18 protein-coding genes are annotated in these 18,041 nt (G+C 35.5%); 11 read left to right on the top strand and 7 right to left on the bottom strand.

Features of this window, described 5'->3' with window-relative positions; all coding sequences use genetic code 11:
- The first annotated feature begins 56 nt into the window (after window positions 1–56).
- Complete coding sequence (locus tag PFY09_RS14115) at window positions 57–1,574, top strand: hypothetical protein (protein WP_271160130.1); 1,518 nt, start codon at window positions 57–59, stop codon at window positions 1,572–1,574.
- Window positions 1,575–1,618: 44 nt separating this feature from the next.
- Here the strand turns inward: PFY09_RS14115 and PFY09_RS14110 are convergent, their stop codons facing one another.
- Window positions 1,619–2,920 (bottom strand): M48 family metalloprotease, encoded by a 1,302-nt coding sequence (locus PFY09_RS14110; RefSeq protein WP_271160129.1) that lies wholly within the window; start codon window positions 2,918–2,920, stop codon window positions 1,619–1,621.
- Window positions 2,921–3,002: 82 nt separating this feature from the next.
- On the opposite strand from PFY09_RS14110, the gene PFY09_RS14105 reads away from it, so the two are divergent.
- Both PFY09_RS14105 and PFY09_RS14100 read left to right on the top strand, forming a co-directional pair.
- A complete protein-coding gene (locus tag PFY09_RS14105) occupies window positions 3,003–4,136 on the top strand; it encodes a serine hydrolase domain-containing protein (protein WP_271160128.1) in 1,134 nt (377 codons plus the stop codon).
- A 4-nt stretch (window positions 4,137–4,140) separates the two neighbouring features.
- Window positions 4,141–4,752, top strand: coding sequence for a YdeI/OmpD-associated family protein (locus tag PFY09_RS14100; protein ID WP_271160127.1), 612 nt, complete (start codon window positions 4,141–4,143; stop codon window positions 4,750–4,752).
- 8 nt (window positions 4,753–4,760) lie between these two features.
- Here the strand turns inward: PFY09_RS14100 and PFY09_RS14095 are convergent, their stop codons facing one another.
- On the bottom strand, window positions 4,761–6,038 hold the full coding sequence (locus PFY09_RS14095; RefSeq protein ID WP_271160126.1) for a Y-family DNA polymerase: 1,278 nt from the start codon (window positions 6,036–6,038) through the stop codon (window positions 4,761–4,763).
- Between the two features lie 76 nt (window positions 6,039–6,114).
- Here PFY09_RS14095 and PFY09_RS14090 point away from each other — a divergent pair, with 76 nt between their 5' ends.
- Window positions 6,115–6,885, top strand: a complete 771-nt coding sequence (locus PFY09_RS14090; protein ID WP_076391440.1) for an XRE family transcriptional regulator — start codon at window positions 6,115–6,117, stop codon at window positions 6,883–6,885.
- A gap of 28 nt (window positions 6,886–6,913) precedes the next feature.
- Here the strand turns inward: PFY09_RS14090 and PFY09_RS14085 are convergent, their stop codons facing one another.
- The 5 genes from PFY09_RS14085 to PFY09_RS14065 form a co-directional block, all read right to left on the bottom strand.
- Window positions 6,914–8,035: a hypothetical protein gene (locus tag PFY09_RS14085; RefSeq protein ID WP_271160125.1), complete on the bottom strand. Its 1,122-nt coding sequence runs from the start codon at window positions 8,033–8,035 to the stop codon at window positions 6,914–6,916.
- 5 nt (window positions 8,036–8,040) lie between these two features.
- Complete coding sequence (locus PFY09_RS14080; RefSeq protein ID WP_271160124.1) at window positions 8,041–9,183, bottom strand: hypothetical protein; 1,143 nt, start codon at window positions 9,181–9,183, stop codon at window positions 8,041–8,043.
- Between the two features lie 10 nt (window positions 9,184–9,193).
- Complete coding sequence (locus PFY09_RS14075; RefSeq protein WP_271160123.1) at window positions 9,194–10,441, bottom strand: hypothetical protein; 1,248 nt, start codon at window positions 10,439–10,441, stop codon at window positions 9,194–9,196.
- A 371-nt stretch (window positions 10,442–10,812) separates the two neighbouring features.
- Window positions 10,813–12,411 (bottom strand): hypothetical protein, encoded by a 1,599-nt coding sequence (locus PFY09_RS14070; protein WP_271160122.1) that lies wholly within the window; start codon window positions 12,409–12,411, stop codon window positions 10,813–10,815.
- A 29-nt stretch (window positions 12,412–12,440) separates the two neighbouring features.
- Entirely contained in the window at window positions 12,441–12,743 is a 303-nt protein-coding gene (locus tag PFY09_RS14065) for a hypothetical protein (protein WP_271160121.1), read from the bottom strand.
- Window positions 12,744–13,089: 346 nt separating this feature from the next.
- Here PFY09_RS14065 and PFY09_RS14060 point away from each other — a divergent pair, with 346 nt between their 5' ends.
- From PFY09_RS14060 to PFY09_RS14030, 7 genes are all read left to right on the top strand, one after another.
- Window positions 13,090–13,590 (top strand): M15 family metallopeptidase, encoded by a 501-nt coding sequence (locus PFY09_RS14060; RefSeq protein WP_271160120.1) that lies wholly within the window; start codon window positions 13,090–13,092, stop codon window positions 13,588–13,590.
- A 189-nt stretch (window positions 13,591–13,779) separates the two neighbouring features.
- Complete coding sequence (locus tag PFY09_RS14055; protein ID WP_271160119.1) at window positions 13,780–14,817, top strand: patatin-like phospholipase family protein; 1,038 nt, start codon at window positions 13,780–13,782, stop codon at window positions 14,815–14,817.
- Between the two features lie 72 nt (window positions 14,818–14,889).
- Complete coding sequence (locus PFY09_RS14050) at window positions 14,890–15,108, top strand: hypothetical protein (RefSeq protein WP_271160118.1); 219 nt, start codon at window positions 14,890–14,892, stop codon at window positions 15,106–15,108.
- 161 nt (window positions 15,109–15,269) lie between these two features.
- On the top strand, window positions 15,270–15,443 hold the full coding sequence (locus PFY09_RS14045) for a hypothetical protein (RefSeq protein ID WP_271160117.1): 174 nt from the start codon (window positions 15,270–15,272) through the stop codon (window positions 15,441–15,443).
- Window positions 15,444–15,607: 164 nt separating this feature from the next.
- Window positions 15,608–16,246, top strand: coding sequence for a leucine-rich repeat domain-containing protein (locus tag PFY09_RS14040; protein WP_271160116.1), 639 nt, complete (start codon window positions 15,608–15,610; stop codon window positions 16,244–16,246).
- Window positions 16,247–16,261: 15 nt separating this feature from the next.
- The gene (locus tag PFY09_RS14035; protein ID WP_116098240.1) at window positions 16,262–16,489 is read left to right on the top strand and encodes a hypothetical protein; all 228 of its coding nucleotides are present in this window, start codon (window positions 16,262–16,264) and stop codon (window positions 16,487–16,489) included.
- A 6-nt stretch (window positions 16,490–16,495) separates the two neighbouring features.
- On the top strand, window positions 16,496–17,968 hold the full coding sequence (locus PFY09_RS14030) for a hypothetical protein (protein ID WP_271160115.1): 1,473 nt from the start codon (window positions 16,496–16,498) through the stop codon (window positions 17,966–17,968).
- Window positions 17,969–18,041 lie beyond the last annotated feature (73 nt).

Here is an 18,041-nt window from a genome sequence, read left to right as displayed (position 1 = left end):
TATTTTTTTTAGAACATATCCCCGAATTTGCTATTTTTGAAATTCAAATTTTAACCATGAAAAAATTAACACTTTTGGTTTTTGGTCTTATTCAGACAATTGCATATTCTCAGACTCAGGATCTGGCTTCTCTAGCATCGGGAAAAAATGTGGGAATGAATGCGCTGTTTGATACCAAAGACAATCTTTACGGCTATGTTTCTATTTATGCCTACGGAAAAACAGACAATAAAAAACAGAAATTCGAATACGTTATTTTGGATAAAAACCTGAATCCGGTTGCCAATAAAGAATTTGAAGCGGGACTTCTGGTTTCCAATTACTTCGGATATGTGGATTTTAAAGGGCAGATTATTCTTCAGCCTTCGGACATCAATTATCTTCAGGCTTTTTCCAAAGATGCAGCGGCTCCTGTTTCCATGGTTATTGATCCTAAAACCAATACAGTAAAGCCCAAAGTGTATTACGATTATCAGGAAGACGGAACGTTTAAAGAAATCTCACAGCCCAAAACTTTTAAAGAAGAAAGAAAAGAAAACCGCGCCGAGAAGAAAGAGAAAGGATACAATTATGTTTCCGTAGTCGGAGAAATTAAAGAAGGCGGTTATCTGGCTTTAGAATACAACGATTACGGAAAATACATCAATAAAAACAGCCTGATAAAATTTGATGACAATAAGAAAGAAATCTGGCGATACAGCTACAATACAAACGGAGATAAAAAAGTATTTTCCGACCTTTCCATTTTGGAAAAGGACGAAAACCGCATCTACGGAATCCTGAGAAAGGTAAATGATGACGACAAAACATTCTCTCTTGTAGTGATTGATATGAAGACAGGAAAAGAACTTTCCAACAAGCCGATAACGGGACTTTCTCCGGAAACCATTTATAATATTGATGCTTTAAGCGGAATTGATAATGATAAAACTTTTGATGATAAAGTAGTTTTGCTGGGAAGAAATTATATTTCCAAAGAGAACAGAGGCTTTGCAAGATTTATCCTTGATAAAAACAATTATAATGTAGATCTGAAAACCATCAGCTACAAACCGGATCTTTCCAACCACATTCCAAAACTGAGCGCAGACGGAGGCGTAGAAAACGGCTATTATCTTCAGACGAAGGACGCGTATTTTATGAGCGACGGCAGTGTGGGAATTCTTTCGGAGAAATTCAAACCTGCGGGACAGTACAATGCTCCGAAAACAACTGATCTGGTTTACATTAACACCGATAAAGACTTTAAGGTAAAAGATGTACAGGTTTTTGAGAAAGAAAAATCGAAGTGGGTAAACAGCGATTATCTTTTTTCTCAATATCTGAATGATGGTAAAGACGTTGTCTTTTTCTTCCGCGATTATCAGAAAGATCAGGTAACCAAAGAAAAGAAGTGGAATCTTTTCATCAATACGATTATTGACGGGAAATTCAAACAGGAAGTCGTTCCTATTTCAGAAAAAGATAATTATGTGGTAACGCCGTATGTAGCGAAAGAAGGCTACATTCTGCTTCGTGAATTCAATGAAAAAGAAAAATTCAATAAAATCCGTCTGGAGAGACTGAATTATTAAGCGTTGATTTAAATTTTATACTCAATAAGAATCCTGACCTTCGGTCAGGATTCTGTCGTTTGATAATAATCTGCAATATTTTTAATTTCATCGAGACTCAGGTTCCACATAAAGTTCAGGAACTGCTGATAACTTTCACTTTGATTTTTGGGATCTACCCGATCTAAATATCGATTTAAATTGTAGTTTTTTCTCGCTTCATAAATCTTGGCGAAACATTTTCCGAGCCAGTTTTTGTAATACTTTTCCTCTTCATTATCCTGCAAAAACTGAAGACTTGCATAAATTCCGACTCCGTAATCTTCAGAATGATAAAAATTAGGCAAGGTTTCCATTCTTGCGATTTTTTCTACCGTAGAATAAGAATCGGAAGGTTTTTCATCCGGAACATCATTTTTAAGTTCAGGAAACAATTTTTTGAGGTTATTGATTCTTAAAACCATTTCAGGATGCGATTTCAAGGAATCTTTATTCAGTTTTTCTTTGAAATGATTGTAATTATACAGAGAAAAATCTTCTTTTTTCAGCCATTTGTCTTTAAATTCCTGCTTCGGAAGGTTGAAATATTTTTTATAGGTTTCCACTTTCAGCTCTCTTGGCGAAATGGTATCAAAATCTTCCAGTCTTTTCAGAGCATTAACGTATTCAGTTTTCTTAAAATCGCTGTTTTTAAAAACCACATATCCTAGAGAATCTGCCTGCATTTCCTGCTTTCTGTTTTCAGCCCCTTTTCTGTAGATTCTGTTTTTCATCACATCAAAAGCCCTCTGATTACGGTTTTCCTTTGTCGATTTTATATCCTGAACCACCATTCTGTCCATTTTATCCTGTTCGATCATGCTCAGAAAAGTTTTCAGCGTATGCTCGGAAATTTTATGTCCTAATTCATGGGAAATTACGGCAGCAAGCTGATCGTCATTATTCAGCCAGTTGAAAAGCCCCATATTGATGACAAAAGTTCCGTCTGCAAAACAGTATGCATTCGGAGTGTTGTCTTTGGCGATAAGGATTTTTAAATTTTGAGGAATCTGGGAATTGTTTTTTCTTAACCGTTCGATAAGATTTTTAACCTTTGCATCAAACACAGAATTGAAAGCAAAATCTTTTTCCTTCACTTTTTTTTCAAATTCTTTGTCGAATTCTTTATAAATTTTAGAAAGCTCATTGCCCGTCTTTCCGGGATAATCGGATCTGCTTTTTTTGCTTAAACTTTCTGTATTCGCCGTGAAATTTCTCAGAAATTCTTTTCTCTGGGCATAATCTGCCGTATCGAGAGGTTTATACATCTGTCCGAAAGCGGTGATAACGAAATGGATAAGCAATAAGGAAATTAGTTTTTTCATCATCTTTTACATCAATAATCACAAAAATAAATCATTTCATTTCATGTTTTCAAATTTATTTTAAATTTGTTTAAGATCAATTGCTATGACAATTCTTATTTATTTTGTGACATTTATTGTCATTGCCGTACTTCTCTTTTATGTTTTGGGATATGGTTATATTTTCAACGGAATATCCAAAACCTATTTAAGGGGAAAACTCAGCGCCAATATTGATGACGGAACATTGTTTTCCGGCAACCTCATCGCTACAGAATCTCCTGAACTTTGGGAGGAATCTCCCGAATACAACAAAAAACAATTACCGAAAAATATCGTTGAAGATTTAACACATTCCAATACCGCATCTTTTATTGTGGTGAAAAACGGAAAGCTGCTTCACGAAGAGTATTGGAACGGCTACAATCAGCTATCGAAAACCAATTCTTTCTCTATGGCAAAAGCAGTTACGGTAATGCTTTTGGGCAAAGCATTGGAAGAGGGAAAAATTAAAAGTCTTGATGATAAGTTTTCGGATTATTTTGAGGAATTTAAAAATAAAGATTTTGCTAAAAATTTAACGTTAAAAAATCTGGCTCAGATGGAATCGGGACTGGACTGGGATGAAAATTACAAAAATCCTTTCCTTCCCAATGCGAAAGCTTATTACGGAAAAAATTTAATGAACGCCACTTTTTCAAGGAAATTTAAAGAAAATCCGGGAGAAAGATTTGAATATCAGAGCGGTTCTACGCAGCTTTTAGGGTTTGCCATTAAAAAAGCTGTCGGACAGTCTTTGGCAAGTTATTTATCCGAAAAATTCTGGATTCCGATGGGAATGGAGCAAAATGCAACATGGAGCACGGACGAAAGCGGAATGGAAAAAACATACTGCTGCATTCATTCCAATTCCAGAGATTTTGCAAAACTGGGGCAGTTATTTCTTAATGATGGAAAAGTTGAGGATAAGCAGATTTTAAATCCGGACTTCATCAATACAATGCGGACTCCGACTAAAAATTCTGAGGAAATTTACGGAATGGGATTCTGGATCAACCATGACAATCCTATAAAGCATTATTATTTTTTGGGACTTCAGGGACAATACATCATTATGATTCCGGAACATGATATGGTGATTGTAAGGACAGGAAGCTATAATAATCTTCCGAAAAACGACAGAGGAAGACCGGATCAGGTGAAATTTCTGGTGAATGAAACGGTAAAATTATTTCAATAAAAATATGGAAAAATACAGCCCGAAAGTTGATGAATACATTGAAAAATCTCAGGATTTTGCAAAACCTATTCTGAATTATATCCGAGAAACCGTCCACGAATTCTGTCCTGATGCAGAAGAAGCGATAAAGTGGAAGTTTCCCACATTCCTGTATAAAGGGAAGATTCTTTGTTCAATGGTTGCTTTTAAACAGTATTGCAGCATGGGATTTTGGCTTCATGATGAGATGTCATCGCTGAAAGAATTTGAAACAGATACCGAAAAAACGAATATGTTCAGTTTGGGTAAAATTACAGAAACAGAAAATCTTCCTTCAAAACCTCAGCTTAAAAAGATGATTACTGAAGCGATGGAACTGACAGATATGGGCGTTACTTTGAAAAAAGCAGCTCCATCGAAAACAGAAACAGAGGTTCCTGATTATTTTCAAAATGCTTTGAATGAAAATAAAAAAGCTCTGGAAATTTTTAAAAAAGCTTCGCCCTCTTTCCGTAAAGAATATATCAACTGGATCACAGAAGCTAAAACGGAATCAACCAGAAACAAAAGAATGGATCAGGCTTTAGAGTGGATCTCTGAAGGAAAAGGCAGAAACTGGAAGTATGAAAAAAGGTAGTTTTATATCTAATGAAATCTGAAATTAGCCTCTTTGAGTGTATTGTTTTTTAAAAAAGCTTCATATTCGGGAGACATCTGTTTTCGTCCGAAAGTATTTTCGCCGCTCATGCTTCCGAGACGCACTTTATCTTTGCCGTATTTTCTGTTCATGGCATCCATTGCTTTCATCACCGGCAAATGCAGATTCTGGGTATCTTCTTCAAAAAGATTAATCAATCTTTGATCTTCCGGCACAAAATCGTTCACAATAACGCCTGCTTTTTTATAATGAAATCCTTCTTTGAAAATATTTTCGAACAGCTCATTCACGACTCTGCCAATTAAAATTGATGAGTTGGTAGGATTGGGAAGAATTCGGGTTGCGGCATTCCGATATTCGGGAAGATCCTTCCTGAATCGGTTGGTCTGTACAAAAACCGTTACCATTTTGCAGCAGGTATTCTGTTTTCTCAGGCGTTCGGAACAGTACATTCCGAAGGTTTCCACACGTTCGCGAACGTCTTCTTTTTTGGTAAGCATTTCCATGAAACTTCTGGTGACGGCAATGGATTTTTTGGGAGACGGAGCATCCAGTTCCAACTGACGGATTCCTTTCAGTTCGTTCACCATTCTTACTCCGTGAATTCCCATGATCTTCCGAACCCACATTTCAGGCTTTTGAAGAAGATCCCATGCTTTATGCACTCCATTATCATGCATTTTTACAGCAAGACGTCTTCCGATTCCCCAAACGTCATCAATTTTTAACCATTTTAAGGCTTTTTCTATTTTTTCAGGGGTATCTAAAATATAAATTCCGTTAAACTTTTCGGGAAATTGTTTGACAATGCGGTTTGCCACCTTACAAAGTGTTTTGGTAGGGGCAACTCCTATACTTACCGGAATCTTTTCCTGCTCATCAATTTCATTTTTGATTTTAAGACAGTACTCGTAAATATCGATATATTTGAAGCTTTTCAGATCCAGAAAAAGTTCATCAATCGAATAGACCTCATAATCAGACTTATCCACATACGCTGTGGATATCTCTATAACACGCTGACTTTTAAAATTATACAATTCGAATTTTGCGGAAAAACATTGTACATCGTGTTCTTTAAATAATTCCCTGTACTTAAAAGCCGGAGCCGCCATCGGAATTCCCAGATCTTTAGCTTCCTTACTTCTGGACACTACACAGCCATCGTTGTTGGAAAGTACTACAACGGGCTTATTTTCAAGCTTCGAATCAAGCGTTCTTTCGCAGGAAACAAAGAAATTATTACAATCTACCAGAGCATACATAATAGTGGATACTGCAGAACAAAATTAGATACTATTTGTATCATTTTTAGTATATTTACAGATACAATTTGTATCAATGTCAATTTTTTCAGATAACATCAGGTTTTTAAGGACCCAGAAAAATTTATCGCAGCAGGAACTTGCGGACAAAACATCAATGAGCCGCGTCCGGTATTCCAAATACGAGGATGGGCGTTCTGAACCGCCTTATGAACTGCTCATCAGAATTTCGAAGTATTTCAATATAAGTATTGATCTGCTTCTTACGGTAGATATCCGCAAATATCCGATAGAAGATGTATTAAAACTTCCGGATAACAGAATTGTTCTTCCGGTTGTAGTGGATCAATCGGGAAACAACAGCATTGAAATTGTTCCTCAAAAAGCATCAATGGGTTATTTATCCGGTTACAGTGATCCGGAATATATTGAGAGTTTACAGCGAATTTCCTTACCTTTCTTAATTAACGGGAAGTACAGGGCATTTCCCGCAAAAGGAGATTCAATGCCTCCTTTTAAAGACGGTTCTTATATCATCGGAAAATATGTTGAAAATATTGAAGATCTAAAACCGAATAAAAGTTATGTTTTTGTGACTCTGAATGACGGTATTTCTTACAAAAGATTTAAAACCAAAAAGAAAAAAGCAATAACAGTAGCCTCAGACAATTCATTTTATAAACCTTATGATATTCCTTTGGGAGAAATTGTTGAAATCTGGCAATATGCATCTGGAATTTTTCCGGAAGATTTTGAGCCTGATAATTTTGATAATTATAATTTAAAAGATATGTTTCTGGAGTTAAGAAGAGATATTAAAGAAGTGAATGATAAATTGAAGAATTAAAACTTTATTCGGCAAATTTTTTAAATTTCTAATTAATCTGTTCCCATTGATTATTAATGCTTTGTAACCAAATCACAGAGTTTGCAGCAATAGTTGAAGTACTTCCTCCGGAAATATTATTATAAGCTGATATTGAGGGGGTATTCGTAGTCGGATTTTTAATGATATACATTCTGCCGTTACATAAACTTGCGGAAGGAAGACTTATATTATGATTTCCGCCCAAAATGACTGTGAAGTTTAATTCGGTTAATGTTAAGGATGCGGTAGTAGTAACAATCGGTAAAGAAAATGATCCTGAAATCTGCAGTGTTGAATTAGGAACACTTCCAGCCATATTAATTCCCACCCGGACTGTATTGTTCAATCCCGTTCCTTGCAGACGAAGCATTTCGATATAGGTCTGAGAGGTATAGTTGTATTTATAAAAAAGGTAAGGTTCATCGCCGTCATCTCCTACCAGAAAATCAAATCTGCCATTCTCTGATGATCCATTACTTCCAAGTTCAAAAAAATCACTGGAAGCTGCAGAACCTCTCATTCTGAAATTACCATTGCTGTCTGTAAAGAAAACTGGTTTATAGATCGTGGCATTATCTGCCTGAAATTGCAGTGCCGAATTTCCTGATGTCCCTCTCATATACATCGTAGATGCAGTTGTGGAATTATAAGGACTGGGCTTTGAACTTTCTGTAAGACCTAAAGTCTGCCTTGTTCCTAACTCAAGCATTTCGGTATTGTTGGAACGCAGTTGCAGACGCACATCATTTGTTGTGCCTAACAAACTGCTTGCCGCAGCATTTGCATTGCCCGCGAGGAACCAATTGTTGGTGGCAGCATCTGTAGAAGGCGCCCATGTATTTGTGGTACTGTTCCAGCTTAAAACCTGACCATTAGTCGCTCCCATCCGTCCCAGATAATATGGGCTAGATGGTGTTCCGTTACCAGAAAATAGGGTTGCGGCAAAAACCGGACTTAATGCACTTACTGTACCGTTTCGCAAACCTATATAGATCTGCCCATCATCAGTTGCCCTATATAGATTGCCTTCTGCTGCCGCAGATGCGGTAGAAGCAGATGCAATATTTTCCTGTCCGAAAGAAAAGATATTTATCGCGACGATAAAAATAGCAGAATAAATTTCTTTCATTTTCATTAATTTATACGTTGCCAGTTAGTACCATCACTCTGAAGCCATAAAATAGAGTTTGCCGTAAGTGCAGTTACAGCAGTTCCTGATAAGTTTCTATAGGAAGAAATTGCCGGAGTATTGGTTGTAGGATTTTTAATCACATACATCCTTCCTGTACAGGTATTTGCAGCCGGTAAGGTGATGGCGTGGTTTCCCCCGATGATTATTGTAAAGTGACTTTCAGTAAGTGTTAAAGCCGCTGTAGTTGTAATGGTTGGAGTGGATAGCGATCCGTTGTTCTGTAATGTTGAATTGGCTAAAGCACCGGTATTTATTCCCACCCTTACATTGGTATTAAGCCCATTTCCGGATAAGCGCATTAACTCAACAGTAGTTGCTGTAGTGCCATTGTATTTATTAAAAACAAAAGGTTCATCTCCATCATCCCCGATGATAAAATCGAATCTTCCGGCATTGGATGCTCCGCTGCTTCCCATTTCAAAGAAATCTGTTCCTGCAGAAGAACCTCTTAGCCTGAAGTTTCCGTTACTGTCTGTATAAAAAACAGGCTTGTAAAAACTTGCGCCTCCTGCTTCAAACTGTAGTGCTGAGTTGCCTCCTGTTCCACGAACGTACATCACTGATGCATCAGGTTGGTTATAAGGATAAAGCCCCGTACTGCTTGAATCATACAATCCTAAAGTCTGTCTACGTCCTACTTCCAACATAGGGGTATTGTTTGATGCTAATTGAAGCTTTACATCATTAGTCGTTCCCAGAAAATTACTTGCTGTGGTATTTGCATTTCCGGTAATCAGCCAGTTGGATGCTGCTGCAGGCGTTGCAGGCTTCCAATTATTAATGGCAGAATCCCAAGTCATAACCTGCTGGTTTGCTGCTCCGTTTTGTGCTAATTTAATAGGATTTGCTGCAGCACCCGTTCCGGAAAGTGTTACATTGTCTACAACTATATTTCCTCCCACTAATTTTAAAGTTCCATTTCGTAAGCCTATATATATTTGCCCATCATCCGTTGCTCTGTATAAATTTCCTTCAGCTGCTGTTGCAAATCCTGTTGCCGTTGGTATAGTCTCCTGTGCAAAAGAATTAACAGCTGCTAAACTCAATACAACAAGGAATATTTTCCCTAAATTTAAAATTTTCATTTTTGAAGAATTACAGTTTTTCTACCATTAAAGATGATCCGTTAGCGACCAGTTGAAGAGTTCTATTGGTAGTATTCCATACTTTCCCCTGTACTCTTAAAACATCATTAGCATTAAGATTCAGTATTTTAGTTACCGTTACGGTACCTCTTGGATCTGCATTATTTCTATGAAATGTAAAGCCTGAAGTTCCCGCAACATCACTTCCGTTTACCTGTAGTTTATATTCTCCGGTAGCCTGAGAATTTGTAGTTACAGATGCAGATATACGATAAGTTACTTTGTACCTTCCTGCATTGGTAATAGTGATTGTTCCTGAACCCGCAGTATAACCGCTATCTACAACTCCGGCTGTGGTTATTAACATCGTTGTAAATCCAGCTGCTGTAGCAAAAGTCTGTGTTCCTGCTGCATCATATATCTCTGCGACACTTGAAGTAAAAGGAGTTGACCAGCTTAAGGGATTTCCTGTTCCGTTTGATGTTAAGACCTGTCCTGCCGTTCCGGGTAAAAGAGGCTGGTAAACAGCACCATCTCCCTGCAAAATAGTTCCGACACCGGGTACTGATGTATTTCCGGTACCTCCATTGGATGGTTTTAAGGTTCCTGCCAAGGTAACAGCTCCTGAGGTTGCAACAGAAGGAGTTAATCCCGTAGTTCCTGCACTGAAACTGCTCACATTTGAAGGAACACTGATAGTACCATCCGCCGCTACATTTAATCCACTGCCTATTTTTACGCCTCCGATAGAAGAAGCTGTAGCCGGATTTAGTGTAATCGTATTAGCCGTATTCGTAAGTCCTGTTGAAAAAGTTAAGGCATTCTGCTTATTATTGAAAATATTCCAATCGGCAGATGACAGATATCCATTAGCAGAAGATCCTGCCTGAGAAATTGAAAACACCCCCGTTAAATTATTATAAGCCAGCGGTGATGTTGCTGAAAAATTTGATAAAGTCAAGGAAGCACCTCCTAACTGTTTCCAAACTGTACCGTCCCAGAATATGAATCCAGGAACCAAACTGCCATCATTAGCAGTAAGATAAACCAATTGGCTTTGTGTAGTACCGAATGCATTGGAAACCTGATTTACTCTGGGAATTATTATCCCGTCTTTAGAATCTACCGCTCCTCCTAAATTTTTTCCTACTATTTCTAAAGTGGCTTTTGGAGAAGTTGTGTTAATACCTACCTGAGAATAGCACAGATGGGTACATAACAATAATAATGCCTGGATTATTAAATAATTCTTTTTCATTTAGTGTTTTTTTTTCGTATTTTAATCAGTAATTCCCTAATTAAAAAGCAAATATACAAGAATAGTTGTAAAAAAAATAAGAAACAAATATATTATTTACAAAATTTTATAATTTATAGAATGAATTAAAATATTTAAATAACTGACCATCTAATTTATATTTTTCAAAACTGTACAGTATAGATTCCAATTATTTTCCACAAATAAAAGTGTCCATATTGAGATCGGTTAAATAAAGTACATAAAAAAACTCATTGGCAAATTGTTTTCTAATGAAGCAATATTTAATTTGAATAATTTGATTTTAGGATTAGTGGTCAGGCAATAATAAAGCCCCATAACAGGGCTTAAAAAATACGTAAGTTAATATTCTATAATTTTCTTATGCTTGATATTTTAACACCTAAAGTGGCATTTGTCGTATATTGAAATGAGGTGGCAAAAATTTTAAATCTTACAGGTGTGGGCTGGTTATTATCAATAATATTTGTAGCAACACTGAAACTACCATCGTCTTTATAGATAGATGTGGTTGCAAAATTTCCTTTTTTAGAGATAATAAACTTCATATTATCATTGATTCCCACATTTACTCCGCCATATCCTCCTGTTGTAAAATAAGCATAATGAGCAGAATTATTACCTACAGTAACAGCACCTGAATTTTTTTCAGATGTAAGTGTGTCGTTAGGAGATGTTGTAATTCCGAATCCTATTGCACCACCAAAAGGATTGTAGTTTGTTCCTACTTTTGTAATAACTCCTTCAATTACAAAATCATCGGTTGCAGAAAGAAAAGACTGCATGTAATACGCTAAGAGAACAACATTGTCATTTTGTCCTGCAGCATTAAATAAATCGGCATCATATCCTATATTCAGTTCATTTGGAGTTTTTACCAGTTCATTATCAAACGGAAGATTTCCTATTGTAACTCTGGACCATACATTTCGGCTGATATCAACTTCATTTGCCGAGCTATTATCAAACACTGTCAATTTTACAGATGTGTTATAATCTGCAACTCCATTCCATAATCTTATAGTATAATCTCCTAATTCATAAGTCTGGGTATTAAATGAAAAACTGATCATATTTGCATTCACTAAAGTAACTCTGGAGTTATTAATAGTTTCTGTTACAGCTCCTGATGAATTGATAATTTTGATACTGAAATTGCTTGGATTTAAATTAAGATTAGAGCCAATTAAAGTAATAAATGTCAAATTATTAGAAATAGTTGCTTTTGGAACGACTGAAGGATAAATCAGCCCCACATTCATCGCATTAGTCGTCCATCCTCCATTCATAGATGTCTTCCATGCTGTTTTCTCAGCTTCAGACATTATTGTCGGAATATTCAGAAAAGGTTTTACTCCATTTGACCGTCCAATTGTTCCTGCTGCGTTTTGAGATAAAAATGTAGTGAATGTCGCATCATTGGTAACATCATTTAATCCTGTGATTGAATATTTTAGTCCTGAAGTATTTACTGTCCAGTCTGCTCCTAACGTTAAACCGGCTCCGGCTACGGAAGTTAAAGAAGAGTTCGCAATATTTTTCCCCAAATCTCCAGCTGCTTTAGGTGTTCCGTCTGCAAGAAGTACGTAATTAGAATTATAATATCCTGCATCCACTTTCTTGTAATATTGAACATCACTTTGCTCCTTAGTGTAAGAAGTTCCTGAAATTAATTCTCCATTCCCTAATTTAATGTCATTAGTGGCAATATTTTCAGGAATGTCATTTACTCCAAGAATTCTTTTCCAAGATTCAATATCTTCCGGAGAGAAGTCTGAAGCATCTTTATTTGCTTTAATTAATAAAGCATTCTCTAATCCATTAACAGTATGTATAGATAAAGACTCATTTTTGTGATAATAGCTGTCTATCCATTCCCAAAACTGCTCCTGAGTAGGTTTTAAACCTTCTGAAAACCAACTTTTTAATTCTTTTTTGTCTGTACTCATAATAAATAATTTGTTTTTTGTGTCTATTTTTAATTAAGATATTCCTGAATCTGAACCGTCAGTTTAGGGTGATTTTTCATGTATTGTGCAATTTTTAACCAGCTTTTCTGTTTTGGTTCATAATACTCCAATACATTATTTTGAGTATATCTCATTTTAGGAGGATACCATTCGTATGTTTTTACAAACTTTAAAAGTTGTGTCGCCTTTTTCGTTACTAAACTCCCTCCCTGCATATAAGAATGAAGAGATACCCTGTCGTACCAGCTTAAGACATTGTAAATACTGTCTAAAGCAAGTGCAGAATTTTCGTAGCTGTTACTATTTTCCATATTTTTTGATTTTGTTCATTGATATTTTATCGTTGTTTTAAGGAAACAAATCAGAGTTTTTAAGTTTCTTTCCTATTAAATTTATCCTTAATAACTAAGCTGTTTTAAATCGCAAAGATTGAGATGCGAAACGCCAAAACTCGACGTATTAAAAATTATTTTTTCAATACAGGAAAACTAAAAGTCTAAAATTTCAGACAAAAAGATTTAATATTTTGAAAAGCAACTGAATATGATCTTACTTGAATTGATCATTATCAACAACTTAAAAATTCATAAAAAATACGTCACCTTTTGGCGTTTCCGAGGTATAGATTTGTATTTCAAAATCATAAAATTTTAAATAATGGATAAAGTAAGTTTACAGAGAATTGAAAAACTTCATCCCTATGTAAGGGAAGAAGTGAAACAGATTGTGAAAGAATGCAACGAAGCATTAACGGGAAAAGCAAAAATCAGAATTACACAAGGCTTAAGAAGTTTTGAAGAGCAGGAAAAACTTTACGCAATCGGAAGAATTACTTCAGGGAAAAAAGTAACTAACGCAAAAGCGGGACAAAGCATCCATAATTATGGATTGGCTGTCGACATCTGTTTAACGATCGATGGAAAAACAGCAAGCTGGGACACTGTAAAAGATTGGGATAACGACAAGGTTGCCGATTGGTACGAATGTGTAAAGATTTTCGCAAAATACGGCTGGGACTGGGGCGGAAACTGGAAAACCTTTAAAGATCTTCCGCATTTTGAAAAGAAAAATATTGTAACAAAAAAAGGATTGGTAAAAACAAGCTGGAGAACGCTCTATAAAATGCCCAGAGACAAAGAAAATTATCCTGTATTTTAATTCTCTTTTATTTGAAAATTATTTTTTAATACGTCGAGTTTTGTCGCTGTTCCCATCTATCTTTGCTTCAGTAAGATAACATCAAAGCAATTATTATATCAAGCTAAAACCAATAGTCATTTCCCGGAAATCTATTGGTTTTACTTGTCTAAAGTTGTTAGATGTTTCTTTTAAAAAAGTGAAAATCATATGAAAAAGACAACCATTCTTTCTTTGGACGGGGGCGGAATCAGGGGAATTATCACCTGTATTATTCTGCGTTACATCGAAGAGCAGCTTCAGTTTTATGATAGGCCAGGCGCCAGACTTGGTGATTATTTCGACTTTGTTGCGGGAAGCAGCACCGGCGGACTGATTGCTTCTATTATTCTTTGTCCCGACGAACACCGAAAAGCAAAATATTCTATCCAGAAAGGATTAGAATTGTATGCTGAAAAAGGTGGCGATATCTTTCAGGTTTCTTTTTGGGAACGTTTGGTAAATCCTTTTGGACTTCTGAACGAAAAAATCTCTCAGGAAGCGCTGGAAAAAAATCTGAATGATTTTTTTGGAAATTTAGAATTAAAAGAACTAATAAAACCCTGTTTAATAACCAGTTACGATATAGAAAACAGAAGAGCAAAGCTTTTCAATTCCTGGAAAGCCAATCTGAGTACAGATAATTTTTATGTAAAAGATGTGTGCAGGGCCACTTCGGCAGCACCTACATATTTTAGTCCGGTTCAGATAAAATCCATGTATGGACAGATTTTCAGCTTAATTGACGGCGGAATGTTTGCGAATAATCCGGCTTTGTGCGCGTACGCAGAAGCAAGAAAAATTCCTTTTGCAGAAGTTTTGAAAAATCATCAGAAAGCCAATCATCCGAGCGTAAATGATATGATTGTCGTTTCCATCGGAACAGGCATCGAGGCAAGATCTTATTCTTTCAAAAAACTGGAAAAATCCGGAAAAATCGGCTGGGTGAACCCAATAATCGATATTTTGATGTCTGCCAATGCGGAAACAGTGGATTATCAGTTGGGTCAGATGTTTCAGACTTTAGGACAGAGAAATCAGAAAAATTATTACCGGCTTAATCCTTCATTAAAAAATGCTTCTCCTGCAATGGATAATGTAAAAAGATCGAATATTGAAAATCTTATACAGGCGGGATTATGTTATATCGACGAAAACAGAGAAACTTTAAACCAGATAGTACAAAAACTGATTAAAAACAAAATATAAGCTATAAGACTTATAATAAATCAATATAAGCTTTTTTAATTATATTTAAATAACAACTAATCATTACCAATCATGAAGACAATATTTACATTTATTATACTCAACATTCTATCTTTCATTGCTTACTGCTTCATTTTTTATTTCTTGTTCGATTGGTTTAATCCTCCGATTACAGAAGACGGGCATCCATATATGCCGATTGAAAATGTAATGTGTTCGGTAATCGCAGCTTTTGTTTCTACCATTCTATTTTTCATCTTCATCAGAAAATATATTGCAGAAAAATTTTAATTTTTTTGAAAATAATAAATAATACGTCAAGTTTTGACGTTTGCTGCTCCTACATTTGAAATATAAAATAAAACAGAGCAGAAGAACAATTAAAATAAATTTTGAATTCAACATTTACGATAAATACATATTCAATTTTTAACACCAAATAAAAAAACAAAATGAAAACACAACATCATCATTCTGACATTGTCTTCGACAGAACCCGTTACACCATAGAATGGAGCGATATTGAAAATGCCGAAACAGATTACGACAATTATCTTAATGACATCCAAACCTCTTACGACGGATTTTTAAAAATGATGACCTTTAAGAAAATATATATCAATTAATTTTTAAACACATCAAGTTCTGCCGCTGTTCAGCAGTCTGGTATACTACTATCCTTGTTTCGTTTTTCTAAATTCTTCATTTTTCAAATGTTGAACAGCCGGAACTGTGTTTAAAAATCATCATTAAAACATCTATAAATCAACAAATAAAAATTACATATATTATGATAACAAAAGAAGAACTAAAACTTTACTTTGAAAAAGGAGATCAACCCACACAAAATCAGTTCTGGGAATGGATGGATTCTTACTGGCATAAAGAAGAGAAAATTCCGCAGGACGCTGTTGAAACATTTGAAAAAGTAATTCCGCTTTTTGATGGGGATAATTTAATCGGATCTGGGATTAAATTAACAATACCCCTGAATACAAAAAAGATTTTAATAGCGGCATACCTATATGAAGGATTTAATTATCAGATAGCCAAAGTCATTTTTAACGAAGGCCTAGAAGAAATAGGACAACAAGCATTTAATGGTCAAAATATCCAAATCATTAAAACTCCTTCCTCTCTTAAATCTATCGGATCTTATGCTTTTTCCAATCAGGGAAATCAAAGGGGATCAGGTATCTTAGAGCAAATTATCTTGAATGAAGGATTAATAACAATTGAGGAATATGCATTTAGTGGTTCAAAAGCAAAAGTCGAAAACCTATACATCCCAAACTCTGTAAGATCAGTAGGACAAAACGCTTTTTTCATTCCTTCATTACAAACCGTCTCTGCACCTGCCGGTTTAGATCTTAGCACCGCCGGAATTCCTGCAACAGCAGTAATTACATACAGAGACTTACCAGAATAACTTTAAAATTAAAAAATGACAACAAAAGAAGAATTAAAACTTTATTTTGAAAAGGGAGACCAGCCTAAACAAGAGCATTTCTGGGAATGGATGGATTCTTATTGGCATAAAGAAGAGAAAATAGCTTTGGATTCTCTGCCAGATATAATTGATACCTCTGAATTTGCAACCTTAACTTACGTGAACGAAAAAATTGGAGCAGATGACGGCGGAGTCTGGATCTTTCCGGATAATTCAAAATAATCAATTATGAAATTTAGAGAAATTATAGTAAAAAGTATAAATATTGCAGAAGGCAATTATACTAATAATCAGGACGAAATTAAATCTTTTGAGCCCCTTGAAATATATCTGGTTCAGAGAAAAGAAGGATCACACGAACGTTTTGTGACCGATAATAATGGAATTATTTCAAAACAATCTGCTGACAGCAGTGATACATTTGATAACATAACCAATAGAGGGAACTCTACAACAAAGAATGAAATCGTTTTGGCTTCTGCAAAAGGAAGATCTGCCGCACTTGGATTTAATGAAAAAACTTCCGGATATTATTTTGGTGACATGAATCCCGAGCATACCGGAAGTAATAATTTAGGTTTCGGGATTAATACTTTAAAAAAGTTAAGCTCAGGATCCTATAATACCTCTGTCGGCTGTTATAGTCTTTCTGAAGTCTCAGAAGGAAGCAATAACACAACCCTTGGATACGCTACTGCATATCAGCTAAATAGATCATCTACAAATGTATTTATCGGTCATTATACAGGATTTAATTTAAGATCAGAAATATTAGAATCGGATTTAGTAAATATTTCTCCCGCAGCAGCAGCCTATATGAAAGAACAAGTTGCGCTATCGGGATACAACGGTACATCATTTAATTCTTCTTTAAACACTTATGTGGGTGGGGTTATCAATAGTAACGGAAGTACTCCTGTAAGAGCAGCCATGTCAACTATTATCGGAGCGTCAACTTTAAATAATACGTTATACAGAAATTTTAATAATATTGTAATTGGTGCAGGAAATTATATGAGGACGGCAAACTCTGCAATGAATAACTCAATCATCATTGGTAACTGTATTAATTTACCTAATCAGGTAGATGCTTTGGTAATTGGCTCAAATAAATCGCGCAGGATTAATTCATCGGAAGCAATTATATACGGAGAGCTGCCCAATAACAGACTATCTATTAACGCTCCTTTAACAATCCCCTCTCAATACATGCCAAATGCTCAGGGAAGTTCCGAGTTTTCCAAAAATATCGTAGCAAAACCAGACGGTACATTTGGATGGGAAAACAAAACATCTGATGATTTAAGAAGCCTTTCCTACATGAGCGAATTAACCTATACACATGATAACGAAAATTATTATATCAAAGGTACAGCATATTTATGCATGAAAGATGGAGTTGGGGGAAATGCGGGTATAGGATCATATTTAAAAGTATTTGTGAATAATACTGAAATTGCAGGAACTTCTGCAGACAGGGACAATTGGTATCTTAGTAATTTCTCCTACACAACCGGCGAAGGAACTTTTAACGTTTCCCAGATGATTTTACCTTTTACGATTACGATACCAAAATCTACACACACAGAATCGTATTGGACTTCTGGATATTTTTATGCTACCGTTGTATCAACCCATAATCCTTTTGACTATAATAAGCCTACAATCATTCAAAAAGGAGTTAGATTAATTCTTAAATAAAAATAATATTTAAAAATTAATCTCATAAAAAATAAAACACGACAAGTTTTGTCGCATTAACCGCATATATTTG

This window comes from Chryseobacterium gambrini (genome assembly GCF_027920505.1).
GTDB lineage: Bacteria > Bacteroidota > Bacteroidia > Flavobacteriales > Weeksellaceae > Chryseobacterium > Chryseobacterium gambrini.
Note: the sequence above shows the minus strand (reverse complement) of the source record. Positions and strands in the feature narration are given on the sequence as shown.